This window comes from Kribbella sp. (assembly GCF_035687465.1).
Taxonomy (GTDB): Bacteria; Actinomycetota; Actinomycetes; order Propionibacteriales; family Kribbellaceae; genus Kribbella.
In genome coordinates this window covers 1-25,870 of record NZ_DASRXP010000140.1, presented here as the reverse complement: position 1 = coordinate 25,870, position 25,870 = coordinate 1, and the positions used below count along the sequence as shown (strand labels likewise).

The 25,870-nt window shown below is 66.5% G+C and carries 30 protein-coding genes and 1 other RNA gene; 18 read left to right on the top strand and 13 right to left on the bottom strand.

The genetic code is table 11. The features are described from left to right. Positions 1-53 precede the first annotated feature (53 nt). From VFG33_RS07205 to VFG33_RS07190, 4 genes are all read right to left on the bottom strand, one after another. Entirely contained in the window at positions 54-1,001 is a 948-nt protein-coding gene (locus VFG33_RS07205; RefSeq protein ID WP_325023700.1) for a carbohydrate ABC transporter permease, read from the bottom strand. A gap of 11 nt (positions 1,002-1,012) precedes the next feature. After that, positions 1,013-2,257, bottom strand: a complete 1,245-nt coding sequence (locus tag VFG33_RS07200) for an ABC transporter substrate-binding protein (protein WP_325023698.1) — start codon at positions 2,255-2,257, stop codon at positions 1,013-1,015. Positions 2,258-2,378: 121 nt separating this feature from the next. Then, a complete protein-coding gene (locus VFG33_RS07195) occupies positions 2,379-2,816 on the bottom strand; it encodes an SRPBCC family protein (RefSeq protein ID WP_325023696.1) in 438 nt (145 codons plus the stop codon). Then, on the bottom strand, positions 2,809-3,171 hold the full coding sequence (locus VFG33_RS07190) for an ArsR/SmtB family transcription factor (RefSeq protein WP_325023694.1): 363 nt from the start codon (positions 3,169-3,171) through the stop codon (positions 2,809-2,811). Before VFG33_RS07190 ends, VFG33_RS07195 begins: the two co-directional genes overlap by 8 nt. Positions 3,172-3,327: 156 nt before the next feature. Between VFG33_RS07190 and VFG33_RS07185 the strand changes: the two genes are divergently transcribed. Then, positions 3,328-3,537, top strand: a complete 210-nt coding sequence (locus VFG33_RS07185; RefSeq protein WP_325023692.1) for a type II toxin-antitoxin system VapB family antitoxin — start codon at positions 3,328-3,330, stop codon at positions 3,535-3,537. Continuing rightward, positions 3,534-3,971 carry a PIN domain-containing protein gene (locus VFG33_RS07180; protein WP_325023690.1) on the top strand — a complete coding sequence of 146 codons (438 nt, stop codon included), beginning with the start codon at positions 3,534-3,536 and terminating at the stop codon, positions 3,969-3,971. Before VFG33_RS07185 ends, VFG33_RS07180 begins: the two co-directional genes overlap by 4 nt. Before the next feature lie 2 nt (positions 3,972-3,973). On the opposite strand, the gene VFG33_RS07175 is transcribed toward VFG33_RS07180, so the two are convergent. Then, positions 3,974-5,020 (bottom strand): carbohydrate kinase family protein, encoded by a 1,047-nt coding sequence (locus tag VFG33_RS07175; protein ID WP_325023688.1) that lies wholly within the window; start codon positions 5,018-5,020, stop codon positions 3,974-3,976. A gap of 125 nt (positions 5,021-5,145) precedes the next feature. Here VFG33_RS07175 and VFG33_RS07170 point away from each other — a divergent pair, with 125 nt between their 5' ends. From VFG33_RS07170 to ssrA, 8 genes are all read left to right on the top strand, one after another. After that, a complete protein-coding gene (locus VFG33_RS07170) occupies positions 5,146-5,526 on the top strand; it encodes a hypothetical protein (protein WP_325023685.1) in 381 nt (126 codons plus the stop codon). Next, on the top strand, positions 5,519-5,680 hold the full coding sequence (locus VFG33_RS07165; RefSeq protein WP_325023683.1) for a hypothetical protein: 162 nt from the start codon (positions 5,519-5,521) through the stop codon (positions 5,678-5,680). The genes VFG33_RS07170 and VFG33_RS07165 overlap by 8 nt, the downstream gene beginning before the upstream one ends. 212 nt (positions 5,681-5,892) lie before the next feature. Beyond that, positions 5,893-6,582 (top strand): cell division ATP-binding protein FtsE, encoded by a 690-nt coding sequence (ftsE, locus tag VFG33_RS07160; RefSeq protein ID WP_325023681.1) that lies wholly within the window; start codon positions 5,893-5,895, stop codon positions 6,580-6,582. 30 nt (positions 6,583-6,612) lie between these two features. Next, entirely contained in the window at positions 6,613-7,524 is a 912-nt protein-coding gene (gene ftsX / locus VFG33_RS07155) for a permease-like cell division protein FtsX (RefSeq protein WP_325023679.1), read from the top strand. Positions 7,525-7,758: 234 nt separating this feature from the next. Next, complete coding sequence (locus VFG33_RS07150) at positions 7,759-9,036, top strand: M23 family metallopeptidase (RefSeq protein ID WP_325023677.1); 1,278 nt, start codon at positions 7,759-7,761, stop codon at positions 9,034-9,036. A 21-nt stretch (positions 9,037-9,057) separates the two neighbouring features. Further along, on the top strand, positions 9,058-9,528 hold the full coding sequence (gene smpB / locus VFG33_RS07145; RefSeq protein ID WP_325023675.1) for an SsrA-binding protein SmpB: 471 nt from the start codon (positions 9,058-9,060) through the stop codon (positions 9,526-9,528). Positions 9,529-9,614: 86 nt separating this feature from the next. Then, the gene (locus VFG33_RS07140; protein WP_325023673.1) at positions 9,615-10,175 is read left to right on the top strand and encodes a magnetosome magnetite crystal formation protein family; all 561 of its coding nucleotides are present in this window, start codon (positions 9,615-9,617) and stop codon (positions 10,173-10,175) included. A 117-nt stretch (positions 10,176-10,292) separates the two neighbouring features. Next, positions 10,293-10,671: a transfer-messenger RNA gene (gene ssrA, locus VFG33_RS07135) on the top strand. An 82-nt stretch (positions 10,672-10,753) separates the two neighbouring features. On the opposite strand, the gene VFG33_RS07130 is transcribed toward ssrA, so the two are convergent. From VFG33_RS07130 to VFG33_RS07110, 5 genes are all read right to left on the bottom strand, one after another. Continuing rightward, a complete protein-coding gene (locus VFG33_RS07130) occupies positions 10,754-11,269 on the bottom strand; it encodes a hypothetical protein (RefSeq protein ID WP_325023671.1) in 516 nt (171 codons plus the stop codon). 106 nt (positions 11,270-11,375) lie between these two features. Beyond that, the gene (locus VFG33_RS07125; RefSeq protein ID WP_325023669.1) at positions 11,376-12,068 is read right to left on the bottom strand and encodes a response regulator; all 693 of its coding nucleotides are present in this window, start codon (positions 12,066-12,068) and stop codon (positions 11,376-11,378) included. Further along, positions 12,065-13,294, bottom strand: coding sequence for a sensor histidine kinase (locus VFG33_RS07120; RefSeq protein WP_325023667.1), 1,230 nt, complete (start codon positions 13,292-13,294; stop codon positions 12,065-12,067). Before VFG33_RS07120 ends, VFG33_RS07125 begins: the two co-directional genes overlap by 4 nt. 80 nt (positions 13,295-13,374) lie before the next feature. Further along, positions 13,375-13,959 (bottom strand): hypothetical protein, encoded by a 585-nt coding sequence (locus VFG33_RS07115; protein ID WP_325023665.1) that lies wholly within the window; start codon positions 13,957-13,959, stop codon positions 13,375-13,377. A 72-nt stretch (positions 13,960-14,031) separates the two neighbouring features. Then, positions 14,032-14,826, bottom strand: a complete 795-nt coding sequence (locus tag VFG33_RS07110) for an SDR family NAD(P)-dependent oxidoreductase (RefSeq protein ID WP_325023663.1) — start codon at positions 14,824-14,826, stop codon at positions 14,032-14,034. A gap of 153 nt (positions 14,827-14,979) precedes the next feature. Here VFG33_RS07110 and VFG33_RS07105 point away from each other — a divergent pair, with 153 nt between their 5' ends. Continuing rightward, positions 14,980-15,660: a YoaK family protein gene (locus VFG33_RS07105; RefSeq protein WP_325023661.1), complete on the top strand. Its 681-nt coding sequence runs from the start codon at positions 14,980-14,982 to the stop codon at positions 15,658-15,660. A 151-nt stretch (positions 15,661-15,811) separates the two neighbouring features. Here the strand turns inward: VFG33_RS07105 and VFG33_RS07100 are convergent, their stop codons facing one another. The 3 genes from VFG33_RS07100 to VFG33_RS07090 all read right to left on the bottom strand — a co-directional run bounded on the left by VFG33_RS07100 (position 15,812) and on the right by VFG33_RS07090 (position 18,530). Beyond that, positions 15,812-16,987, bottom strand: a complete 1,176-nt coding sequence (locus tag VFG33_RS07100) for an SGNH/GDSL hydrolase family protein (protein WP_325023659.1) — start codon at positions 16,985-16,987, stop codon at positions 15,812-15,814. Positions 16,988-17,181: 194 nt separating this feature from the next. Continuing rightward, positions 17,182-17,916 (bottom strand): SRPBCC family protein, encoded by a 735-nt coding sequence (locus VFG33_RS07095; RefSeq protein WP_325023657.1) that lies wholly within the window; start codon positions 17,914-17,916, stop codon positions 17,182-17,184. After that, positions 17,913-18,530: a helix-turn-helix domain-containing protein gene (locus tag VFG33_RS07090; RefSeq protein ID WP_325023655.1), complete on the bottom strand. Its 618-nt coding sequence runs from the start codon at positions 18,528-18,530 to the stop codon at positions 17,913-17,915. Before VFG33_RS07090 ends, VFG33_RS07095 begins: the two co-directional genes overlap by 4 nt. Positions 18,531-18,698: 168 nt before the next feature. Here VFG33_RS07090 and VFG33_RS07085 point away from each other — a divergent pair, with 168 nt between their 5' ends. From VFG33_RS07085 to VFG33_RS07055, 7 genes are all read left to right on the top strand, one after another. Further along, positions 18,699-20,822: an alpha-galactosidase gene (locus VFG33_RS07085; protein ID WP_325023653.1), complete on the top strand. Its 2,124-nt coding sequence runs from the start codon at positions 18,699-18,701 to the stop codon at positions 20,820-20,822. A gap of 15 nt (positions 20,823-20,837) precedes the next feature. Beyond that, entirely contained in the window at positions 20,838-21,770 is a 933-nt protein-coding gene (locus VFG33_RS07080; protein WP_325023651.1) for a carbohydrate ABC transporter permease, read from the top strand. Continuing rightward, the gene (locus VFG33_RS07075) at positions 21,767-22,648 is read left to right on the top strand and encodes a carbohydrate ABC transporter permease (protein ID WP_325023649.1); all 882 of its coding nucleotides are present in this window, start codon (positions 21,767-21,769) and stop codon (positions 22,646-22,648) included. The genes VFG33_RS07080 and VFG33_RS07075 overlap by 4 nt, the downstream gene beginning before the upstream one ends. A 7-nt stretch (positions 22,649-22,655) precedes the next feature. Further along, positions 22,656-24,011 carry an extracellular solute-binding protein gene (locus VFG33_RS07070; RefSeq protein WP_325023647.1) on the top strand — a complete coding sequence of 452 codons (1,356 nt, stop codon included), beginning with the start codon at positions 22,656-22,658 and terminating at the stop codon, positions 24,009-24,011. Between the two features lie 207 nt (positions 24,012-24,218). Next, positions 24,219-24,830 carry a DUF1707 SHOCT-like domain-containing protein gene (locus VFG33_RS07065; protein ID WP_325023645.1) on the top strand — a complete coding sequence of 204 codons (612 nt, stop codon included), beginning with the start codon at positions 24,219-24,221 and terminating at the stop codon, positions 24,828-24,830. Beyond that, the gene (locus VFG33_RS07060; RefSeq protein WP_325023643.1) at positions 24,827-25,243 is read left to right on the top strand and encodes a hypothetical protein; all 417 of its coding nucleotides are present in this window, start codon (positions 24,827-24,829) and stop codon (positions 25,241-25,243) included. Before VFG33_RS07065 ends, VFG33_RS07060 begins: the two co-directional genes overlap by 4 nt. Continuing rightward, a partial coding sequence (locus VFG33_RS07055) for a multicopper oxidase domain-containing protein (protein ID WP_325023641.1) occupies positions 25,236-25,870 on the top strand: 635 nt, incomplete at its 3' end. The genes VFG33_RS07060 and VFG33_RS07055, both read left to right, overlap by 8 nt.

Genomic DNA, 25,870 nt, shown 5'->3' with positions numbered 1-25,870 from the left:
ACCGGATGGCTGAGCCGGCCTTGTCGGCCCGGGAGCGCTGGATGATCGCCATCTCAGTCCTCCTTCCGGCCGAGTCCGAGGAACCGTCCTTGGCCGAGGGCAACGAGCGCGATCAGGAGCGTGAGAATGACGGCACCCGCGCTGCCGTGACCGAAATCCTGCCCTTGGCCGAGCGCCGCGTAGTACAGGTAGACCAGCGGCGGTCGCGCATAAGGCGGGTATTGCCCGGAGCTCGACAAAAGGTTGTAGAACTCGTCGAAAGCCTGGAATGCGTTGATCAGAAGCAGCAGCAGTACTGCGGTCGAGGTGGCCCGGAGTTGCGGCAGCGTGATGAAACGCAGCACCTTCCACCCGGTGGCACCGTCGATCGCTGCGGCTTCATAGAGCGACGGCGCGATCCGTTGCAGCCCGGCCAGGAACAGGATCATGGAGAAACCGGCCTGCAACCACATTCGCGCGGTCACGATCACCAGCCAATACCACGGTGGCTGCGTCACCGACAACCACGCGATCGGCTCTATTCCGAACCAGCCGAGCACGGTATTCATCAACCCGAACCGGACGCCGGAGAAGATCGACAGCTTCCAGATCAGCGACGCCACCACATAGGAACAGGCAGTCGGCAGGAAGAACACCGAGCGGAAGAACGTCCGGGCGAAACGAGCACGATTCACCAGCAACGCCAGGCCGAGCGAGGCGACGAAGGTGGTCGGCACGATGAACAGCGCGAAGACGACGAAGGTGAGCAGACTGGACCGGAACGCGGCATCCCGGAACATGTCCACGTAGTTGCTCAGGCCAACGAAGTCGGTCGGGGTGACGGTGTTGCGCGCGTCGAAGAAGCTGAGCACCACCGACCAGATGATCGGGATGTAGACGAACACCAGCAGGCCGAGGACGAACGGCCCGACGAAGATCAGGAACCACAGGTTGCGGTCGTATCTGCCCCGCAGCCTGGTGGTCAAGGATCCCTGACCGGGGCGGTGGGGTGGGGTCGGCATGGATACCGACATCAGCCGGCGATGCGCTTCAGTTCCGCGTCCACGACTGCCTTGACGGCCTTGATCTCGGTGGCCGGATCGCTGCCGTTCTTGATGATCCGGTTGAGCGCATCGGAGTACGCGGTGCCCGCCTTGGGGGTCCAGAGCAACGGTGTCTGGGCGTGCCCGTTCTCGTTCACGAACCTGACCGCGTCCGCGGCCGGGCCGGACTTCAGCTTCTCCGCCTTCGCCGCCAGGCTCTTGCGCGCCGGGATGTGGAAGCCGTACGACTGGGCCCAGTCGAGCTGCTTGTCAGTCTGATCCACCCACAACCACTGGACGAACTTCTTCGCCGCGTCGACGTTCTTCGACTTCGTGCTGACCGCGGAACCGTACGCGCCGACCGGCACGCTCGGCGCGCCGGTCGTACTGTTCAGCTTCGGCCAGGGCAGCACCCCGAAGTCGTCCGGGAACGCCTTCTGGAGCTGCGGGAACGTCCACAGTCCGGTGAACTGCATCGCGGTCAGGCCCTGGGTGAACGCGGACGGGTCGGACCAGTCGGTCGGTGCCCCCAGCAACAAGGACTTCGAGGTGAAGAGCTCGCGCAACTTCCGCAACGACTCCACCGCAGCGGGGTCGTCGAAACCGAAGGTGTTGTCCGCGGTCAGGTAGTCGAGGCCGGCCGACCACAGGGCGGGACCACCGAGGATGCCGACGCCGCCGTCGTTGCCGACGAACAGGCCCTTCACCTTGTCTGTGGTGAGTTTCTCCGCCGCGGCCAGCAGTTCGTCGACCGTGGTCGGCGGCTGGACCCCGGCCGCCGACAGCAGGCTCTTGCGGTAGACGAGCAGCTGCATGTCGGTGACCTGCGGGATCGCGTAGAGCTTGCCCTGGTAGGTGAACCGCGAGATCAGCGACGGCGTGAAGTCGGCCCGGGTGTCACCCAGGAGGTCGGTCAGGTCGACCACCTGACCGCCCTTGATCATGTCGATGCTCGGCCCGTTGCCGTACTCGAACACGTCCGGCCCGCTGTCGGTGAGCAGCGCCGCGGCAGCCTTCTTGTCGTAGTCGCCGGGGGACCACTGCACGGTCACGGTCGCGTCCGGGTACTCCTTGGCATACCGCTCGACCGCCTGCTGCGTACCGGCCTCGCCGTACTGGTGGTACCACTGCGACAGCGCCGGTTTGCCGCCCGGCGAGCTACCCGAGCCCGAGTCGGACCGGCCGTTGTTCGAACCACAGCCGGCGACCGCCATCGCGGCCAGCCCGCCACCCACAGCCAGACTGCTCCTTGACAAGAAACGCCGCCGGCTCAATCCAGTACCCGACATCTGGCAGTACCTCCGCATTCCGGCGCGGTCCCACAGCCCGCGCTCGATGCCTCGACCCTACGACCGATCAGGGCCGCGCGAGGAGCTTCTCCATGGTGTCGAAGAAGCCGTTGTAGCCCAGGATCGTCGCCTCGACCTGCTCCTGGGTGAAGTCGCCGCGAGGCTGGGTCAATGTCATCTCGGTCCCGCCGGCGACCTCGGCGAACACCACCACGATCGGCTCGCCCGCCGGGCTCTCGGGCTCGTCGGTCAGCGTGAAGCACAACCGCTCCGGCGGATCGACCTCGGTGTACTCGCCGACCCAGTAGATCTTGTTGCCGTCGGGCAGGACCATCACGGCGTTCCAGGCGCCGCCGACCCGCACATCCATGGACAGTGTCTCCAGCGGTACGTCGACGGCCTCGGTGCCGAACCAGACAGAGAAGTGTTCCGGCTTGGTCCACGCCTCGTAGACGAGCTCGCGGGGCGCATTGAAAGTGCGGGTGACAACCACGTCGTTAGTCATGCTCGTTCTCCTCAGTAGTTTTGCTGTCCTTGTTGTTTTGAAGTCGGTCGAGGTAGCTGCCGAGCGTGTCGAAGCTCTCGGCCCAGAACCGGGCGTAGTCCCCGATCCACTCGGAGGCCGCCGCCAACGGCCGCGCATCCAGCCGAGCCGGCCGGTACTGCGCGTCCCGCCCCCGGCTGACGAGCCCCGCCTGCTCCAGCACCCGCAAGTGCTTCGACACCGCCGCGAAACTCATCGCAAACGGCTCAGCAAGCTGCCCGACCGTCGCCTCCCCCTCCGACAACCGCGCCAGAATCGCCCGCCGCGTCGGATCAGCCAACGCCGCAAAAGTCCGACTCAACCGATCAACGGGCATCCCAGCCACCTCCTATTCAACCAACTAGTTCTAAACCAATAGGTTGAATATAGCGCATCATTCCCCACGGTCAAGTGATGCTCGAGGGGAGACCGTCGCCGATTTGTTGGGTGCGAGTATGTCCAGGTATATACACGGAGACATATCATGGTCTACATGAAGACGATGATCGATCTGAACGACGAGGCACTTGCGCTCGCGGCGAAGGAGTTGGGGACCGTGACGAAAAAGGACACGGTGAACGCTGCGCTGGAGTTCGTCGCCAGAAGGCGCGAACGTATCGAAGCGCTTCTGGACGATCCCTACGCGCTCGGCGTAGGGCCGGACATCGCTGACCCGGAGGTCATGCGCGAGGCGCGCCGTTGAGCACGGTCTCCGGGGTTGGCAAGCTCTACTTGGTCGACACCTCCGCGCAGGCCAGGAGCCGCCACCCGGTGGTGCGAAGCGTGATTGCCGGCCTGATCGTCGATCGCGCAGCCGCGACCTGCTTCACCGTCGATCTCGAGGCCGGCTACTCGGGGCGAGACCTGGAGGATGTGCGCACGATCGCCGAGCGTCGGAAGTCGTTGTACACAGTCCTTCCGATCACAGAGGCCATTGCCGAGCGAGCCCGCGAGGTGCAACTTCGGATGGCCGCTCGTGGCCACCATCGCGCCGCGGGCGTCATAGATCTAGTGACTGCGGCGGTGGCGGAACAGCATGATGCGGTGATCCTGCACTACGACGCCGATTTCGAACACATCGCTGCGACGACGGGCCAACCTCACCTCTGGGTTGCGCCCCGCGGGACCCTGGACTGACCTCAGGCGTCGGAGAGGCGGGCGATGGTGGCGCTGGCTCGGCGGACGATGGGGACGGGGCCTTCGGGGAGGACGTCGCCGATGAAGGTGTAGTGGCGGAGGACCTCGGGGTCGACGTCGCCGGGGCGGTGGCGGCTGTGGTCGCGGACCCAGTCGATGATGTCGCCCCAGCCGGGTGCGGCCAGTGAGCCGCCGAAGTGCTGGACAGACAGGCCTGCGCACAGGTTGCCGAAGGCCAGGCGGTGGGCGAGCGGCCACTCGCGGAGGGTGCCGAGGACCAGGGAGGCGAGGAACACATCGCCCGCCCCGGTGGGGTCGTACGAGCGAACCGGCAGCGCAGGGATGTATTCCTCCTCGCCCGTCGTGGAGTCGATCGCCAGGACTCCGTCGGCGCCGTTCGTCACGACAGCGAGTGGGACCCGGTCGGCCAGTTTGTGCAGGGCCGCCTTCGGGGTGTCCGTGCGGGTGTACGCCATCGCCTCGCCGGCGTTCGGCGTGAAGGCGTGGAACCCTTCCAGTACGTCGAGAACCGCGGGCGACCAGGTGTCCGTCGGGTCCCAGCCGACATCCCCGAACAACAGCGCGCCGGACTCGCGAGCCTCGGCGGTCCAGCTCGGCAGTTCCTCGGCCACGGGGACGATCGCGGAGCGCGTCCGCAGCCCCGGGCCGACCAGTTTGCTCGGATCGCCCGGCGCCTCGTGGGCGTGGGTGACCATCGCGCGGTCCCGGTCGATCGACATGGAGACGGTGACGGGGGAGTGCCAGTGGCCGATCCGCCGCGAGTGGGACAGATCGACCTTCTCCTGGTCGGCGAGCGTGCGCCAGCAGAAGTCGGCGTACACGTCGTCGCCGAAGACGGCGGCCAGGCCGCTGCGCAGGCCGAGCCGGCTGGCGGCGATGGCGAAGTTGGCGACCCCGCCCGGGCAGGAACCCATCCCCTCGGCGAAGATCTCGGTCCCGGTGGTCGGGGCGGACTCCAGGCCGGTGAGCACGATGTCGAGGAACACGGTCCCCTGCACGAACACGTCGTACCGGTCGGGCTCGTCCATCACGCTCACACTGCTCCTTCGGCCGGTGACCTGTCGGTGGCGGGTGGTGTGCTGTCCTTCGTAGCATCATCGACCGGTCATCACCATGGATTTGGGAGGACGCGAATGAGTTCCGAGGTGTGTCTGTGATCCCGACCTGGATGGCGGTGGTCGGGGTGATCGTCACCGTGCTCAGCCCTTTCCTCGCGCTCGGCGGGGTGGCGCTCGGCGCGTACCTGAGCCGGAAGTCCGATCGCGAGCTGGACACCTGGCGGCACCGCGAGGAGACGATGCGGATGGTGCGCTGGGCGGTCGAGCAGATCCTCGAGGGTGAGGAGGCGGGCACCGACGCCGGTGTCGTCACGCTCCGCTCACTGATGAGGTCGGAACTGTTGCAGCCGGAGGACTACGACCTGGTCGCCGCGCTGACGGCCGCTGTAGCGATCGACCGGGTCGGCCCGGCCGCGTACGCTGAATTGGCGGAGGAAGACATCGATGTGGTCGAAGGAGACAGTGCCGATGGCTGAGAAGAAGACGGTGAAGGTCTCCCGCCAGGCCGTCGAGCTGGCCCGCCTCCACGTCGAGGCAGCCCGCCGCGCCGGCCGCAAACCCGAGCCAGGCGTAGCCCGGATCGCCGGCGCCCGCCCGGACAACGGGAACGGATCCCCAGCCCCCGCCTGACCTCGTACTGCGGGCCGCCGTCCGCGCTGGGAACGACGCGCGCCCGGGCGATTCGCAGTACCGGCTCGCACCGGGTATCGGACGGGCGGCATGGCTGATTCGGGGTTGGGCGCAAAGCCCCTACACTGATCGACGGCCGCTCCGGTGGCGTACGGTGCCCTGGTGGTTACCGTTGCGTCGCTCCCTGTTCCCGACCACGGCCGGATGATCCCGTGATCCGCTTCGAGAATGTGTCCAAGACCTTCGAGGGTCAGTCCAAGGCTGCCCTGCTGAACGTCACCGTCGAGATCGAAAAAGGCGAGTTCGTCTTCCTGGTCGGCACCTCCGGGTCCGGCAAGTCGACGTTCCTTCGTCTGGTGCTGCGCGAGCATCGGACCACCAAGGGTCACATCATGGTGGCGGGCAAGGACCTGAACCGGCTCGCCAGCTGGCGGATCCCGCAGATGCGCCGGCAGATCGGCACGGTCTTCCAGGACTTCCGGCTGCTGCCGAACAAGACGGTGGCCGAGAACGTGGCGTTCGCGCTGCAGGTGATCGGCAAGCCGCGCCAGCACATCCGCAAGACGGTGCCCGAGGTGCTCGAGCTGGTCGGTCTGGACGGCAAGGAGGACCGGCTCCCCGACGAGCTGTCCGGCGGTGAGCAGCAGCGGGTCGCGATCGCCCGGGCGTTCGTGAACCGGCCGATGATCCTGATCGCGGACGAGCCGACCGGAAACCTGGACCCCGGCACCTCGGTCGGCATCATGAAGCTGCTGGACCGGATCAACCGGACCGGCACGACCGTGGTGATGGCCACCCACGACGTCTCGATCGTCGACCAGATGCGCAAGCGCGTGATCGAACTGGAGAACGGCCATGTCGTCCGCGACGAGTCGCGCGGCGTCTACGGCTACCAGCACTGAGACCCACGACGATACGGAACTGGCTGTCTTATGCGACTCAACTACATCCTCTCCGACCTGGGTATCGGTCTGAAGCGGAACCTCTCGATGACGATCGCGGTCGTCGTCACCATCTGGGTCTCGCTGTCGCTGTTCGGCAGCGCGCTGCTCGCCCGCGAGCAGGTCGACCTGATGAAGGGGAACTGGTACGACAAGATCCAGATCTCGATCTTCCTCTGCACCAAGGACTCCGGCGGCCGCGGCTGCTCGGGCGCCGAGGTGACCACGGAGCAGAAGAACCGGATCAAGCAGGTGATCGAGGCCAGCCCCGACACCGCGCCGGACGGGGTCTTCGGTGAGACGAAGAAGGAAGCGTTCGACCAGTTCAAGAAGCTCTACAAGGACTCGCCGATCGTCAGTACGGTGACCGAGGACCAGATGCAGGAGTCCTACCGGGTCAAACTGAAGGATCCACAGCGCTACCAGAACCTGGTCAGTGCGGTCGCGGGTCTGCCCGGCGTCGACACCGTCCAGGACCTCCGGCAGTACCTCGATCCATTGTTCAACGCGCTGAACAAGCTGAGATGGGGCGCGCTACTCGCGGCCGGTCTCCTGCTGGTCGCTGCGTTGATGCAGATCTCCAATACGATCCGGCTGGCGGCCTATGCCCGGAGACGGGAGATAGGCATCATGCGGCTGGTGGGCGCCTCGAACTTCTATATCCAGCTGCCGTTCCTGCTGGAAGCGATCCTGGCGGCACTGATCGGCGCGGTCCTTGCCTGCGGCACGCTCTGGCTCGGCGTCTACTTCCTGGTCAAACGCCAGGCGGAGGAGACGTTCCGGGTCTGGCAATGGGTCGGAGCCGCCGAGACGTTGCAAGCGACCGTGATCATGGTGGTCGTCGGTCTGGTGCTCGCGGTGATCCCGACATTCCTGACAACGCGGAAATACCTCAAAGTCTGACCCGGGTGACTTATCGTGCAATAGCACACCAATTCCGATTGGTACAGCATCCATAGCAAGGGGTCGACTGTGGTCCCGCACTTCCCCGGTGCGAACCCGTTTCGGCGGGATCGCATCAAGCGAGACGACAGCATCGGCACCACCGCCACACCGCACGGACGCTCCCTCAGGCAACGCCTGGGCAGGTCGCCCGGACGGCAGACGGTCGTCGCCGCTTGCTGCGTTGTCCTGTCCATGTCCGCCGGAGTCCTGGCGGTGGTTCCGTCTGCCCAGGCGGATCCACCGGATCCCCAGGCCAAGAAGAAACAGCTGGACTCGGAGATCGGCCAGTCCAAGACCGACCTGAACCAGGCGGTCGACCAGCTGTCCAAGTCCGTTGCCTCCTACAACCAGGCGGAAACGCAGTACAAGGCCGCCCAGGCCAAGTACGCCGTTGCGCAGGGCAAGCTGGCTGCCGCCAAGGCCGCGGATGTGGTTGCCGCGAGCAAACTGAAGGCGGCTGAGGCGGCGCTCGACGGGGCGATGTCCGACGTCGTCGCCGGCGAGCAGGTGATCGCCGAGAAGCAGGTGGTGGCCGGTCAGGCAGTGCGGTCGGCGTACCAGCAGCAGAACCGGCTGGTCGGGCTGTCGATCTTGCTGCAAGGCGCTTCGCCTGCCGACGTCGCGACCGGGATGCAGGTCCAGCGCAACGTGTTCGGCATCCAGGGCACCACGATCACCAACCTGAACAACGCGCAGGCGCAGCTGGCGAACAAGCGGGCCAAGATGGCCGAAGCAGAGCGGCAGGTCGCCGCCCAGCGGGCCGAGGCCGCGCGGACGGTCCAGGAAGTCACCAAGCTGACACTGCAGGTGGCTGCGGACAAGGCCGAGGCAGCCAAGGTCGCGGCGGAGCGGATGGTCGCGTTCAAGGCCGCCGAGAAGGACAAGAACACCGAGCTCGCGCACTACCAGTCCCTGGTGGCGGAGCGGAACCGCGTCGAGCAGATCCTGATCGCGCGGGCCAAGGCCGAGAAGGCCGCGGCCGCCCGGCGCAAGGCCGCCGCGGAGGCGGCCGAGAAGGCGAAGGCGAAGAAGGAGCACCGGCCGCCGCGCACCGTGCCGACCAACCCGGGGAACTCGTCGGGGCTGAGCTTCCCGATCAACACGTACATCACCTCGCCGTACGGGATGCGGTTCCATCCGATCCTGCACTACTGGAAACTGCACGACGGCACCGACTTCGGCGCCGGCTGCGGTACGCCGATCCGCGCCGCCGCGAGTGGCGTCGTCACGGACCGCTACTACAACGGCGGGTACGGCAACCGGATCTTCATCTCGCACGGGGTCATCGACGGCGACTCGATCACCTCGGTCTACAACCACCTGTCGAAGTACAAGGCGCGCGTCGGCCAGCGGGTGGCGAAGGGCCAGATCATCGGGTACGTCGGAACCACGGGCTACTCGACCGGCTGCCACCTGCACTTCATGGTCTACCAGGACGGCCGCGTGGTTAACCCGATGAAGTGGTTGTAGGTGGTCTGAGATACTGGTCGGATGGTGAAACAGACCGGCCACAAGCCGATCGCGCAGAATCGCAAGGCGCGACACGACTACCACATCGACGACGTGGTGGAGGCCGGGCTCGTGCTGACCGGGACCGAGGTGAAGTCCCTGCGGCTGGGCCGGGCCTCCCTCGTCGACGCCTTCGCGTCCGTGCGGGGCAACGAGCTGTGGCTGCAGAACATGCACATCCCGGAGTACACCCACGGCACCTGGACCAACCACGACCCGCGCCGTACCCGCAAGCTGCTGCTGCACAAGGACGAGATGCAGAAGCTGATCAAGGCGGTCGAGCAGCAGGGGGTCTCGTTGATCCCGCTGTCGCTGTACTTCAAGGACGGGTACGTGAAGGTCGAGCTCGCCACCGGCCGGGGCAAGAAGGACTACGACAAGCGGCACGCGCTTGCCGAGCGCCAGGCCAACCGCGAGGCCCAGCGAGCGCTGAGCGACCGTCGCCGGAACTAGCGCTTACGGGACACTAGGGGCCGGTCAGGGGCTGCTCCGGGCGTCACCCGATGGGTTCCGCCGGGTGGGCCAAGCACAGTTGAGGCATGTCCACTTCAGAGCTGCTGGTGACGCCGGCCCAACGGGACCGTGCGGTCGAGATCCTGCAAGAAATGTATGCCGACGGCCGGCTGACGCACCTCGAGTTCGACACTCGTCTCGAGCTGGCCCTGAAGGCGCGGACCCGGTCCGACCTGAACGGCTCCTTCGACGGCCTGCTGGCCCGCCCGGTTCCGACGTACGCGCCGGTCGCCTTCACCCGGCCGGCCCCGATCCAGGGGTACAACGGCGGAGGCCGTGGCCTGGGGATGGTCTCTCACTGGCTCGGCTATCCCACGTTCTTCGTCGGCCCGGCGCTGATGGTGGCGACCGCGGGCAAGTCGAACCCGGTCGTCCGCAAGCACGCGGTCGAGGCGCTGAACTTCCAGCTGACCGCCCTCGCGGCCTTCGCCCTGGCCGGCATCGCCACCGGGATCACCGAGGGCTTCACGGGGTTCCTGTTCCCGATCATCGGCCTGGTCTGGTTCGTCCTGACCGGTATCGGCGGCCTGGCGGCCCTGGTGGGCTCCGAATTCCGCTACCCGTTCGCCGTTCGCCTGATCCGCTGACACTCCGTGACCGCCGCCGCGGGAATCTGAGGTGCGGGGAGGTTGTTGGACTTGATAGTGTGAGAGATCTGCGGTTGACGGGCCTGCCCGCCGGCCGTGGGGATTGAAAACTCAACAGGGGGTGAACGGTTTCGACTTTGGACGTACGTTCCAAGAGAAGCGGGCCGAGGATCCAGGGTTAGCTCGTAAACGATCTCTGGAAAACAATAACTGCCAAGCCTAGTGCACGCAGTAGCTTCGCTCTCGCCGCCTGACGGCCTGAGCTAAAAGAAGCGGTCAGCCCGGGAGTGCTTCCGACCCGGTTCCTGGCCTCAGCTAGGGAGCTTGCTTCGTTAACCCGGTCACGGGGTTAACGCGGGACATTTACAGTGACTGAGCCTGTCAGCAACGTGTCTGCACGAGTGCTGGGGCTGAGAAAAGCGTTTTGCAGACTGCGCCCGGAGAAGTCTTGGAGCGACGCTGAAGGACGCGGGTTCGATTCCCGCCACCTCCACCCCTTTGCCTCATGTTCGAACACTGGTCCGTGTGGATACGGGCCGGTGTTCGGCCATGAGGCTTCTTGCGTTCTCGGGCCGGGGTCAGGCGATGGCTGGGGCAGTGCTGTGGAGTTCGAGGCGGAGCCGGCGGATCTGCAGAATGACGACGCGCACGATCACCTGGCCGAAGGCCATCAGGACCAGCGCCGTGGTCCAGGCCTGCCCGGAGGTGATCTGGTGGCTGAGCGAAAATCGGGCGAGCGACTCCTGGCCGCCGTGGGTGCTCCAGATCCCGAAGGCGAGCCGGAAGCCCATGCCCAGGATCCATAGCCCGGCCGCGGCGATGCCGGCCTGACACATGGTGTGACTGGTCTCGTTCCGCCATACCTGAGTGGTGAATCCGCTGGCCACGCCCAGGCCGACGCCGACGAGGACCAGCAGCACGATCAAGGTCAGGTCGTTGCCGCCTAGCGGGAAGCTTCGCAGGTAGTTCGTCCCGGCGAATGCGATCAGGCCGAGCGGCAGAACAATGGACCGCAGGTGCAGTCTCTGTGGGACCAGCTGCCGGATGACCAGGAGGATCAGCGCGATGTCGATGACGTAGTCGGTGGTTGTCATGACTTCATGCTGCTGTTGGCAACAGCTTCCGGAATCGTCCCGGGGGATGAGCCCAGGATGACCTCGGGGTGAGTAGGACCTCGGGCAGACGATCTCGGCGGAGTGATCAGGCCAGGCCGTGCTGGTAGGCGTAGGCGACCATCTGGCTGCGGTCGTCGGCGCCGAGTTTCACTTTCAGGTGGCTGACATGAGTCTTCACGGTGGCTTCGGAAACAACGAGCCGGCGGGCAATCTCGCGATTGGACCTGCCGGCCGCCATGAGCGCGAGAACCTCGATCTCCCGCGCGGTCAGGCCGGAGCCGACCTGACCGGCAGTTCCGCGGTCACCAACGGGTTGAGGTCCTGCCGACTCGACCGGGCGGCGTTGGGCCCCCGCGACTGCGGCCAGCAATCGTTCTTGGATGCCGGCCGGCATCAGCGATCGACCTTGTGCCGCCGCGTGGATGGCGTCACCGATGATGTGTGCGTCAGCGTCCTTGGTCAGGTATCCCAGGGCTCCGGCCTGCAGCGCGGCCAGGATCGACTCGGGGTCGTCCAGGGTGGTCAGCACCACCACTGCTGGTGGGGATGCGAGGGCCCGGACCTGTCGGGTGGCGGTGACGCCATCCAGACCGGGCATCCGCAGATCCACCAGCAGCACGTCTGGTTGGAGGTCGCTGACCAGCTGGACGGCTTCCGCGCCGTCCGCGGCCACGCCGACCACGTCGATACCGTCCAGAACATCGAGCATCAGGGCCAGTCCGTCGCGGACGACGCGCTGGTCGTCAGCGACTACGACCGAGGTCGTTCGGGCATTCACGACGCGGCTCCGAGCGTGCCGGGTCGCTGATTGGGAAAGGTGGTCAGCCGGGTCCGCTGCACTGCCTGTTCGGGAGGGGCCGGCAGGCTGAGGACGACTGCCCACCCCGTAGGAGTAGGTCCAGCGACCATGTCGCCACCAGCCGCCTGCGCGCGATGCAGCATCCCCCGCAACCCCATACCTGCTTTGCTCGGCGGGGCAGAGGGCTGACCTTCGTCGTTGGCCACCACGACCTCCAGTTTGTCGTTGCTCAGGCGAGCGGCGAGCTGAACGGGCGCCTTCGGGGCGTGGCGGATCGTGTTGGTCAGAGCCTCGCGGACCACCGCCAGCGTCACCTCTACCGTCCTGGGGTCCAGCGTCGACAAGCGGTCGTCGAAGTCCGAGGTGATCGGCACGCCGGTCATGACGCGGTGGTCCCTGACCATCCGGTCCAGCGCCTGTCCCAGGTCGACGGCTCGAGCGCCCTCGGTCGGTTCGAGCGCGGCGAGGGCTTGTCTGGCTTCGAGCAGGCCTTCGGCGGCCAGCGCCTTGGACCTCTCGACCTGGCCAATGCCCTCGTCGGTGCGGCCGGCGCCGAACAGCACGCTGGCTCCCTGCAAGGTGATCGACAGGCCCGAAAGCGTGTGCGCCAGAACGTCGTGCAGGTCTCGAGCGATCCGGGCCCGCTCCGCGGCGGCCGCGGCGAGCTCCCGCTGCTCCATCAGGACCTGTTCTCTGGCCAGCAGTAGCTCCGCGTGCTCAGCGCGTTCTGCACGTTCGCGACCACGCAGGCCGAGTTGGTAGGTGGTGATCACGCCGGCAGCGGCGGCCAGCCCCCACCACAGCGGCACGTCGGAGCGGATGACCGATACCCACGGGCCCACCATGCAGCAGAGCACCAGCAGATACTCGGTGACGCGGTGACTGATCACCCGTGGCACGAGCGAAGCGGTAACGAGCGGCACCGGCAACGGGCTGGCATCCGGAACCAGCGCGCACAGGGCGGACCCGGACACCACCAGAATGATCAGCCCCGCGAGTTCCACGGAACGAGGCAGTCCAAGGCCCGGGTCGTGGCTGCCGGAGCTGATCGACAACGCACCCAGCCCGACACACACCAGCAGCGCGATCACCACGGCCGTGAGAGTGGCGTCGTGGTTCTCGCGCATGTACTGGCCGGTCAGCACGATGAAGACAAGAACGACGACCGCGACGAGCCGGCTGAGGAGGATACCGAAGCCGAGCACGGTTTCAGTGTGCCATCCTGCCGCGCCCTGCACGGCACGAACCGGGTCTTCGGTCAATCGCCATCGGTGAGGCTGCATGCTCAGCGCTGTTCGCGGGCAGCCACTTCCCGAGCCGCGCGCCGTGCGATCAGGGGTGCCTGCATGCCCAATGAGATCGCGAGGTACAGCACCAGGGTCGCGCCGGCCAGCCCGCCGACGTTGACGTTCTTGCCTGCGATGTGAGCGCCGACCGCCTCGATACCGAAGTGGCTACCAATCGACAGCAGCCACCAGGCACCCGTGATCCACGTGCCCTGTCGTATCCAGCCGCTGTCGGTCTCCCAGATATGCACCGAGCCCGCCCGGGCCCAGCTCAGCACGGCTGCGAGGCACAGACTGATGACCAACGACAGGAACCCCACCGGGCCGACCTGATTGTTGATGGTCGTCCCATCGGGGTTGGTGCCATTGTTGCCGGCCAGATAGCCCGCTAGCTCCAACAGTCCGATCCCGCCCAGGATCACCATCAACCTGGCGCCCTGTGTCTTCACCGGCTGCCGCCGCAACTGCTGGACCAGCACCAGAACCACCACAGCCAGGCCGACGAGGATGCTCTGATATGTCTGTGCGTTCGCGTTGGTCATGACCGTTCTCCGATGAGCAGCGGCGCCCCAGGTGACGCCCAACTCAGCGTCGCCACCAGCCGCCCGGGCGACATCAGCCCCCAGGATGACCCCGGGATGATCCCGGGCGGAGTGCTAGCGAAGCGTTCTGGCGATGAGGTCGTCCGACAGGTGCCTGAGGCGTTTCCGTGCATCCGCGTCGTAGGCCTGCGCGTCGGCACGGGCCTCGCGGAGGCCGTTGTAGTAGCGGCCGGTCGGGAGGTCTGGTGCGGTGATGAGGCGGAGGGCCGCGTCAGCGCCTTCGGCCACGGTACTGATCGGGTTGTAGCCGCCTGAGGTCACCATCGTGGTGTTCATGAACGTTGCTGGATGCAAGGAGTTCACCGTGATCCCGTCGGCGCCGAGCTCGTCGGCCAGGTCGATGGTGAACATGATCTGCGCGAGTTTGCTCCGCCGGTACGCCGAGATCCCGTCGTACCCGTGGTCCAGCATCGGATCGGTGAAGTCGATCGGCTGCTGACCCGCCGACGACACGTTCACGATCCGCTCGGTCACCCGGGGGAGGAGGAGACGGGTCAGCCGATACCCGGCGAGGTAGTTGACGGCGAACCGCAGTTCGATGCCGTCGGCACTCAGCTGCCTCGGAGCCTGGGGCCGGCCGAAGCCGATACCTGCGTTGTTGACGAGGACGTCGACGTTCCCGGTGACGCCGGCCGCGAGCCGGTCGACCTCCCGGAGGCTGGCCAGGTCGGCAAGCAGGACCTCGGGTTCGGGTCCGCCGGCGGCCAGGATGGTGGTCCGAACCTGGTCGGCGCGCTCGGGGTCCCGTCCGTGGATGAGCACGCGGGCGCCCGCAGTACCCAACCGGACGGCCAACTCGCGCCCCAAGCCGTCCGTCGCCCCGGTGATCAGAACCGTCTTGCCGTCCATCCGCATCCTCCCGGTCGTTTGCGCCGTCCTCCACCGTAGGCGTCGCTGTGAAACCTCCTCATGCCAACGGTGATGGAAATTCCGGGAGGCACGACTGGAGACCCCCTGCTGGCTGGGCTTTGCCGGGCCGCCGTGGACTTTAGGCTGGTGGGCATGGCAGTTCCAGTCGGGCGGCGGTGGGAAGTAGCCGCGTTCCTGTCGTTGACAGTGGCAACAGGGTTGGTCGATGCGGTCAGTTATCTGGCACTCGGCCATACCTTTGTGGCGAACATGACCGGGAACGTCGTGTTCCTGGGGTTCGCGCTGTCGCCGGATTCGGGCTTCACCATCGCGGCGCCACTGGTCGCGTTGGTCGGGTTCCTGCTCGGCTCGCTGATCGGGGGGCGGACCGCGAGGGCTCTCGAGAACAGGGTGCACCGGTGGCTCGGGTTCGTGTTCGTGGCGCAGGCCTTGGTGATTGCCGTTGTCGCGCTGCTGGTGGGGACGGGTGTGCTGCATCGGACGGGTGGAACGTTGTACGTCTGGATCTTGATACTGGCCACCTGTTTCGGCTCGCAGAACGCGACCGTCCGCCGCGCGGCGCCGAGGGACATGACCACCACGGTGCTCACCCTGACGTTGACGGGGCTGGCCGCGGACGGTCGCATTGGCGGCGGCAAGGACGCCAAACCACACCGCCGGTTCGGTTCGGTCCTCGCGATGTTCGCCGGTGCCGGCGCAGGTGCCTTGTTGCTGCAGGCAACCACGGCCGGTGTCCTCGTCCTCGCCGCTCTGGCCGTCGCCATCGCTGCGGCGATCCTCCTCTTCGCCCCAGCACCCGCAGAGACCCCTTGAGGCTCCTTGCGTCCGAAGGACCTCAGGGCGGGCGGGCCCGGGTCCTTCGGACGCAAGGTATTCGGTGGCCTGTGGTGGGAGTTCTTCGGCGCTTGCGGCGCCCAGGCACGCACCTCACGGCAATCACTCGAACAACTCCCACCACAGGCCACTAGTTGAGGGTCATGCGGGGTTCGCCGTTGACCAGGCCGGTGCCGGAGATGGTGCAGGTGCCGCCTCGGTTGAGGTCGTAGGTCTGGCGGACGCAGTTGCGGAGGGCGAGCTGGCCCCAGTAGTTGGGGTGGATGGATTCCTGGATGAAGTAGTTCGAGCCGATCGTGGTGACGGTGCGGATCTGGTTGATCCATTCGGTCTTGTCGACCGCGGTCGGTTGCGTCCACGAGGAGAGGCCGACCTCTTCGTAGAGGCCGACAGTCTTCTCGCAAAGGCGTCGGCCGTTGAAGGCTGACGACAGCTCGAGGACGCGGGTGTTCGTCAGTCCGGACTGGCCGATCGCGGCCCGGACGGTGTTGTTGATGGTCGCCAGCGCGGTGCTGTTGGCCCAGTCCGCGTCGGCGTTCCAGAAGCCGCAGCCGCCGACGCTCTGCCGGGTGTAACCGGTCTGCCCGTACCGGAATCCGCTCCCTGCCGGGATCGGTGACGGATACGTTTGCACCACCAGGGTCCACGCGTTGTCGGCATAACCGGCATTGCGCATCGCAGTGCGAATGTTCTGGAACGACGTCGCGACCTTCGCCCGTACGGCGGTGACGTTGGCGGCGGTGAAGTTCGCGACCACCGACGAGTCGTCCTTGCAGTAGTCCGGGAACCACGACGGCGACAGCAGGAAGTCCGTCACGCAGGACGTCACGATCGACGCGAAGTTGAAGTCGTTGCCTCCGATCGAGGCGACCACCTGCTTGACGTTGTGGGTCGCGGCGAACTGCTGGAGCAGCTTCGCCTGGCCGAGGTGACCGGCGCCGTCGTCGTAGAAGTCGAGCCCGGGCTTGAAGTTGTCGCCCGTGGTGGTGCCGGTCTCGGCGCCAGAGCAGGCGAGGTTCAGTCCGCCGACCGCACCGCCGATGTAGGCCTCGGCGGACTTGCTGCGATGGCACCGCGGGATCACCTCGGCGGTTCCCGCGGCATTGTCGTGGTAGGCGTGCGCACCGAGTGCGTCCGCCGGAGCTTCGGAGTTGTTCGAGCTGCCGGCCCAGCGGCCGGCCTCGCCCGAAATGTAGGAATCGCCGACCGTGACGACGTACGGCGTACCTGAGCCGGGGCCGTCCGCGTGGGCGGCGGGGGTGGTGGCGACCAGCGTGCCGGCTGCCAGAAGGAGGGAGGTGAACACTGCGGACAGACGACGCCAACGCTTACCGGGCGGATTCATACCGGAAGGCCTCTCTCGCCGGAGGTGGCGACCACGCGGACCCCCGTGGTGGTCACCGTGCAGCGAGAATGTACTCCCGGGTAACGCCGGAAGATAGACCGAAAGTACTGACACGATTGCGCCTTGTCACCATCGTGTCAGCCGTGCTGGCAAGGTCAGTCCTTGCCGGGCTCCTCGAGCGACGGGTAGCGCATCGACCACCAATCACTCCAGCGCTTGTCGATCGACTCGCGCGCGGCGTCGTCCACGCCGTACAGGGTGAGCACGGCCATCGTCGCGCCGCGCGGTTTCTGCTCGGAAACGCCGACGTGGCTGAGGATCAGCAGGCCGTCGCCCCAGCCGTCGACCGTCACCCCGACCTGGTGCTCGGACCGGAACCAGACCCGCCCGGTCGCCTGCTCGCCGACCAGTTCCACCCCGTACTGCGTTCCTTCCGCCAGCCCGGCGAGTCCGAGCTGCTCGGCAGGACCCGTACTGCGGTCGCCCGCACCCGAGTAGAACAGCGTGCGGCGCGGCTCGTCCGGGTGATGCTCGAGCGCGAAGCGCAGTTGCTGGATGAAGGTGGTCCAGCCCTCGGTGATGTCGTCGTAGTACGCATCCCACTCAGGGTCGTCGCCGTGCGGAGCGCGCGTCAGGGTGATCTTCGAACCGCCGTCGGCCGGCTCGACCACGAACCGGTCGCCACCCTGGAGCTCGAGAGTCAGGGCGTCGGCGTCCTCGGTGAACGCGGTGAAGAAGATCAGGTCGATCTCCTGGTCCAGACCGCCCTCCGTTCCCTCGTACTCCCAGCCGTGCCAGTGCCGGATCTTCTCCTTGTCGCGCAGCGCGGCCCAAACAGTCTCGACCGGCGCGGCGACAGTCACCTCGATCCGCGGAGTCTCCTCGGTCATGGCGCCTCTCCCTTAGTGGCAGTTCCCTCGGTGTCAGTCGTTTCTGCTGTCGCGGCCGTACTACGCGGTGTGGGGTGACCGGCGGCGACAATCCGGTACGGGCGGCCGCCTTCGGTGTCGAACTCCTCGACCGTCCGGCGGACGGCCTCGGTCAGCGCATCGGTGAAGCGGTGCACGTCACCGGGCTCGGCGAACCGGACCTCCGCCTCGAGCGTGAACGTGAGCAGACGCTTGCCGGCGGCATCGGCCTTGCTCTGCATCCTGGCAACGTCCCGAACGGTGCCAGCGGCAACTTCCACCAGATGGTCGGCGGCGTACTGGTCATGGATGCTGGTGAACGCGCGACTGCTCATCACAGAGGGGTCGACCACGAACGCCCCGGATGTGGCGCGCAGGATCCGCTCGACGCACCCTCGTCGCTGCCGCTCCTCGACGAGCTCCACCAACCCCGCCTTCTCGAGCTCCCGCAGGTGGTAGTTCACCCGCTGCCGAGGCAACTCCAACGCGGCCGCCAACTGCGTCCCCGAGGCCGGCTCCTGCAACAACTCAAGCAACTGCCGCCGCAACGGCGACAGCGCCGCCCGCACCTCACCCGGCTCCTCCAACAGCTTCACAAGCAACACCCTCGTATTGACAGAAAACTTTGTCAATACCGACTGGCTCTGGGCACGGGGGAGGCGGAGGCTTAGGGTACTTACTTAACTTCGTGAAGCATTGACATCTGGTTTGTCAAGGTAAATAGTTCCGTCCTGAAAACAATCAGAAGGCAGAGTGAATCAACAGTGTCGAACATCAAGGTGCTGCAGCTCCGCTCCGCGGGGGTCAGTCTCGTGCTGGACTGCTCCGGTCCGGCCCTCCCGTCGGTGCTGCACTGGGGAGCCGATCTGGGCGCCCTCGATGAGGCGGCGCTGATCGAGCTCAGGCGTGGGGCCGGCGCGGTCCAGGCCGGCAACGGGCTGGACGACAACTTGCCTGTTGCGATCATTCCTGAGTACTCCGCGGGCTGGTTCGGCCTCCCCGGGCTCAGCGGTCACCGTGACGGCCACGATTTCTCCGCGTCGTTCCAGCTGATCGATGTGCGGCAGGACGGCAATTCCGTCGAGGTCGAGGCGGCCGATTCCCAAGCCGGCTTGAAGATCCACCTCACCATCGAACTGACGGATTCCGGGCTGGTCAGGGCCAAGGCGGATCTCACCAACACCGGCGACTCGCCGTACACGCTGGACGGGCTGGTGCTCGCGCTGCCGGTACCGACCGAGGCGACCGAGTTGTTCGACATGACCGGGCGCCACATCGGCGAGCGGGTCCCGCAGCGGCATGCCTTCACCCAGGGCGCGCACATCCGGGACAACCGCCGCGGCCGCACCGGCGCCGACGCCACCCTGCTGCTGATCGCCGGAACCCGCGACTTCGACTTCGGCACCGGCGAGATCTGGGCCGTGCACACCGCCTGGAGCGGCAACCACCGCTCGTACGCCGAACGCGGCATGAGCGGGTACGCCGTGATCGGTGGCGGCGAGCTCCTCCTCCCTGGAGAAGGTCGTCTGCAGCCGGCAGGGAGCTACAGCACCCCGTGGATCTACGGCTCGTACGGCGTGGGCCTGGATCAGTTGTCGGAGCGGTTCCACAAGTTCCTGCGTGCCAGGACGACTCACCCGCACAGCGCGCGACCGGTTGTCCTGAACACCTGGGAAGCCGTCTACTTCGACCTCGACCTGGACAAGCTCAAGGCGCTCGCCGACGCGGCTGCTGAAGTAGGCGCAGAGCGGTTCGTGCTCGACGACGGCTGGTTCCGCGGCCGCCGGGACGACCACGCCGGCCTCGGCGACTGGTACGTGGACGAGGGCATCTGGCCGAAGGGCCTGCACCCGCTGGTGGACCACGTCACCGGACTCGGCCTGCAGTTCGGCATCTGGGTCGAGCCGGAGATGGTCAACCCCGACTCCGATCTTGCTCGCGAGCACCCCGAATGGATCCTTGCCACCGGCAACCGGATGCCCCCGACCGCGCGGCATCAGCAGGGGCTCAACCTGGGGATCCCGGCGGCCTACGACTACCTGCTCGAGCGGCTCGACTCGCTGCTGACCGAGTACGACATCAGCTACCTGAAGTGGGACCACAACCGCGACTTCGTTGATGCCGGCAACCAGTTGACCGGGACCGCGGGGATTCACGAGCAGACACTCGCCATCTACCGGCTGCTGGACGAGCTGCGCCGTCGTCACCCGAGCCTGGAGATCGAGTCCTGCTCGTCCGGCGGTGCCCGGGTCGACCTCGCGATCCTGGAGCGCACCGACCGGGTCTGGGGTAGCGACAGCAACGACGCGCTGGAGCGGCAGAAGATTCAGCGCTGGACCCAGTTGTTGCTTCCGCCGGAGCTGATCGGCTGCCACGTCGGCCCGCCTAAGGCCCACACCACCGGCCGGACCCAGAGCCTCGCCTTCCGGGCGACCACCGCGCTGTTCGGCCACTTCGGGATCGAGTGGGACATCAGCGCGGCGTCGCCGCAGGAGCGTGAAGAACTGGCAGGGTGGGTCGCGCTGCACAAGGAACTCCGGCCGTTGCTGCACACCGGCCGGGTGGTTCGTGCCGATCGTGGTTCGGACGACTTCCTGCTGCACGGCGTGGTCGCGCAGGACGGCTCGCGCGCGGTCTACTCCGCCGTACAGATGGCTCAGTCGATCACCTCCGACCTCGGCCGGGTCCGGCTGCCCGGGCTCGACCCGGAGCGGACGTACCGGGTCTCCAAGACGGCGACACCCGGTCCGGAGTCGCGGACCGCGCCCTGGTGGGTCGAGGGTGGTCAGGTGGAGATGAATGGTGCCGCCCTCGCCGCTGTCGGCGTCCAGATCCCGGCGCAGTGGCCCGAGAACGCGATCCTGCTGGACGTTTTGGCCATCGACTGAGAAGGAGTCCGCCCCGTGACCACGACGACGACGAGTGCGCCGGCCGCGACAAGCGCGCCGCCCGCACCGAGGAAACGACGAAGTTACGGGGATCTGAAGGTCGCGATGATCTTCCTGGCCCCCGCGACGCTGGGCTTCGTGATGTTCTACATCTGGCCCACGTTGCGGGGTGCCTACCTCAGTTTCACCGAGTACAGCCTGCTTTCGCCGCCGCAGTTCAACGGCCTGGACAACTACGAGCGGATGGTGCAGGACAGCTTCTTCTGGAACGCGCTCGTCGTCACGCTCGAGTACGTGGTGATCAACATCGGTCTGCAGACGATCCTGGCGATCGGCATCGCGATGCTGATGTACCGGCTGACCAAATCGATCACGGTTCGCGCGGTGGTGCTGCTGCCGTACCTGGTGGCGAACGTCGTGGTCGCGCTGGTCTGGTACTGGATGCTCGACTTCCAGGTCGGCATCGTGAACCAGTTCCTGGGCTGGATCGGGATCGACCCGATCGCGTTCTTCGGCGAATCGATCTGGGGCATCCCGACGATCGCCGGGATCAACGTCTGGCGGCACATGGGTTACACGGCGCTCCTGGTGTTCGCCGGCCTGCAGATGATTCCGACGTACGTCTACGAGGCGGCCAAGGTGGACGGCGCCGGTGAGCTGAGGACCTTCTGGCGGATCACGCTGCCGCTGTTACGACCGGTCCTGGCGATGGTCCTGGTGGTCACCATGATCGGGTCGTTCCAGATCTTCGACACCGTCGCGGTGACAACCCAGGGTGGTCCGGTCAACTCCACCCGGGTGATCTACTACTACATCTACGAGCGTGCGTTCACCCGCTTCGACTTCGGCTATGCCTCGGCGATGGCGATGGTGCTGTTCGCCATCCTCGCGGTGGTCGCGCTGCTGCAGATGCGGTTGCTCCGGGCGAAGGATAGTGATCTGGGATGACAAGGACACTCAACCCCGGACGCGTAGTCGCCTGGATCTGCCTGATCGCGCTGATGCTGCTGACGCTCATCCCGTTCTACTGGATGCTTCGTACTGCGCTGTCGGACAACACGCAACTCGCTGGGCATCCGGACTCGCTACTGCCCGTGGAGACCACCCTTGGCGCCTTCAAGCGGGTGCTGGGCCTGGCCACCACCGAGGAGGCCATGGCGCAGGGCGGTTCCGGTGCCTCGGTCAACTTCTGGCTCTACCTGCGCAACTCGCTGATCGTGTCGACCGTGATCACGGTCTGCCAGGTGTTCTTCAGCGCGATGGCGGCGTATGCCTTCGCCCGGCTGCGCTGGCCCGGCCGGGACAAGGTGTTCGCGTTGTTCCTGGCCGCGCTGATGGTGCCGCCGATCTTCACCACGCTGCCGAACTTCGTGCTGATCAAGAACCTGGGGCTGCTGAACAGCTTCGCCGGCATCATCCTGCCGAGCGCGTTCATGACCCCGTTCGCGATCTTCTTCCTGCGTCAGTTCTTCCTCGGCATCAGCCGCGAACTGGAGGAGGCGGCGATGATCGACGGCGCCGGGCACCGGCGGAGGTTCTTCGGACTGATCATCCCGATGAGCGCGGCGCCGATCGCCACGCTGGGGGTGCTGACCTACATCACCGCCTGGAACGACTACTTCTGGCCGTTGCTGGTCGGCCAGCAGGACAACGTCCGCGTCCTCACGGTTGCCCTCGGCATCTTCAAGTCGCAGACCCCGCAAGGCAGTCCGGACTGGGCCGGCCTGATGGCGGCTACGCTGATCGCGGCGCTGCCGATGATCCTGCTGTTCCTGCTCTTCGCCAAGCGGATCACCAACTCCATCGGTTTCTCCGGGATCAAGTGAGGTCGACATGACGATTTCGCGACGCACATTGCTGAAGGGCGCGGTGGCCGGTCTGGCCGCGACCGCGGTTGCCGGGTGCAACAACGGAGCTGCCAACCGCGGTGCCGGTGAGGTGATCTACTGGCTGTGGGACTCGGCCCAGCTGCCGATGTACACCGAGTGCGCCAAGGTATTCCAGCAGCAGAACCCGCAGTACCAGGTCAAGCTCGAGCAATACGGCTGGGACGATTACTGGAACAAGCTGGTCACCGGGTTCATCTCCGGTACTGCGCCCGACGTGTTCACCTCGCACTCGGCGAAGTACCCGCTGTTCGCCGACAAGGGCCAGGTGCTGGCGATCGACGATTACGTTGCCAAGGACAACGTTGATCTGAACATCTACCAGAAGGGTCTGGCGGATCGGTGGATCGGTGCCGACGGCAAGCGGTACGGCCTGCCGAAGGACTTTGACACCGAGGTGTACTTCTACAACAGCGCGCTCACCGATGCGGCCGGGATCAGCACCGAGCAGATGAACTCGATGACGTGGAACCCGACCGACGGCGGCACCTTCGAACAGATCGTGGCGCGGCTGACCGTCGACTCCAAGGGCCGCCGCGGCGACCAGCCGGGCTTCGACAAGGGCAACATCAAGGTCTTCGGACTCGGGTCGGACGGTGCCGGTGGCGCGGACGGCCAGACGAGCTGGAGCTGGTTCGCCGCCACCAACGGCTGGGTGTACTCCGAGGGGCAGCCGTGGGGAACCAAGTTCTTCTACGGTGATCCCAAGTTCACCGAGACGATCGGCTGGTGGCGCGGCCTGACCACCAAGGGATACATGCCGACCCTGGCGCAGGCGACGTCCGGCGTCGACCAGACCAGCGCCTTCGGTGCGGGCAAGTATGCGATGACGCCGAACGGCTCCTGGATGTTGGGAACCTATGCCAACCTGAAGTCGGTCAAGACCAAGCTGGCCCGGCTCCCGCAAGGCCCCAACGGCAAGGTCATGTCGATGATGAACGGCCTCGCCGACACCATCTGGGCCGGTACCACCCGCAGCGAAGCGTCCTGGGCCTGGGTGAAGTTCCTCGGTTCGCAGACGGCCCAGGACATCGTCGCCAAGTCCGCGGTCGTCTTCCCTGCGGTCGCGGCGAGCATGCCAACTGCCGAAGCGGCCTTTACGAAGGCCGGCTGGGACATCACTCCCTTCCTCGAACCCGTCGAGGCAGGCAACGTCTTCCCCTACCCCGCCAACCCCAACGCCGCCGACGTCTCCGCTGTCATGACGCCGGCGATGGAGTCCGTGATGGGCTTCGAATCAGACCCCTCCTCGCTGATCAAGGCCAACGACGACGTCAACCAGATCCTCTCGGCGGCGTCCTGACATCACGGCTGTAGAGGGCCCGGACCGGGGGTAGACCCTGGTCCGGGCCCTGGCTGCGTCTACGCCCGGGGGAGTACGTCGTACTGCGCCGCCGGGGGTCGATGCGCCGGGGGGAGTAGGTCAGGTGTAGCCGTCGAGGCGACGCGGCGGAGGGGGTCTCGACGACACGATCGGTGGCATCGGAAGTTGCGACCATCGAGGAGTGTCATGAGCGGGAACGAGTACGACGAGAGGCCGGGCGGGCGGATCCGGATCGGAGATCAGGAGCGGGAGGACGCGGTCAAGCGTCTGGGTGCTCATTACGAGGCGGGGCGGCTCACTGCCGAGGAGCACACCGAGCGGGTGGGTGACGCGCTGCAGGCGAAGACCGAGGCCGAGTTGGCGGCGGTGTTCGCTGATCTCCCCGGGGAAGAAGGGGCCGCGGCTGAAGGTGCCGCCGAGGACGTCTGGGCCGGGCCGTTCGGCTGGGCTCGGCCGCCCTGGACCGCGCCGGAGGACCAGTCCGGCAGCGGCCAAGGCGGACCGGGGGGATCAGGCGGCTCGGGTGGCTCAGGCGGACCGGGTGGCCGGGGTGGACCTGGCCGAAGCGGGCCGGGCGGTCGGGGTGGTCAGGGGCCTTGGGGTGGCGCGCCTTGGGCTCAGCGGAAAGGGCCGTTCGGGCGGATCCCGCTCCCGGTCCTGATCGCGCTCGCGGTGCTCGGCATCGTGGCGTCGATCGCTTGCACGGTCGGTGGCGGGCACCCGCCGGTACTGCCGCTACTGCTGATCATCGCGGCTGTCGTGATCGTGAAGAACCGTCGCCGGGAGCGTCGGGCATGAGGACGGCCTACCGCGCGATCGCGTCCCTGATAGCCCTGGCAGTGGTGCTCCAGATTGCATCGATCGCGCTGGCCGGGTTCACCATCGCCAAGGACGCTGACGACGGGGCGAGCATCGGGGCCGACTACAGCAACTTCGGCCAGAGCTATCACAGCATCGCCGGTACTGCGATCGGGTTGCTCGCGCTGATCTTCCTGATCGTGGCGTTCCTGACTGATGTACCCGGCGGCCGGATGCTCGCCGCGATCGTGCTCGGCCTGGTGGTCGTGCAGTTCCTGCTGGCGGTGGTCTCCTTCGGGACCCCGGCGCTCGGCGTACTGCATGGCATCAACGGCCTCGCAATCGCCGGGATCGCCGGCGCCGCCAGTCGCCGAGCCATCCAGCCGGCCGCTCAACCTGCGACCAGTGGCTGACCGGAAAGGCCGGCTCCGGGGCCGGCTGGTCGCCCTAGGGATAGCGCTGGTGGTCCTCGTACCACTGGCCTATCTCTGGGCGACCAGCCTCGTCCCGGACGACTACTCGGCCACAGAAATGGGGTACGCCGACTTCGGCGGCGGGCCGACCTCCGCGGAACACGCCGGTCATCACGGCGCTGGCAAGAGCGTCGCGGACTTGACCGGACCTACCACCGGTACTCCGGATGTCGCGGTGACTCTGGTCGCTCGGAAGCAGAAGTTCACTTTAGCCAGCGGGGAATCGGTGGACGGCTACACGCTGAACGGGACCTCGCCGGGACCTCTCATCCGGGCGTCCGTTGGCGATCTGGTCCAGGTGACGTTGGTGAACGAGTCGGTACCCGACGGAGCCACCTTGCATTGGCACGGGATCGACGTACCGAACGCGGAAGATGGAGTCGCCGGGGTCACGCAGGACGCCGTACGGGTTGGTGGGAAGCACGTTTATCGGTTCCGGGCGGATCAGGTGGGGACGTACTGGTATCACTCGCATCAGGTGTCGAGTGAGGAAGTGCGCGGCGGGTTGTTCGGGACGATCGTGATCTCGCCGGCGGCCGTTTTGCCGAGGGATCTGGTTGCGGCGAT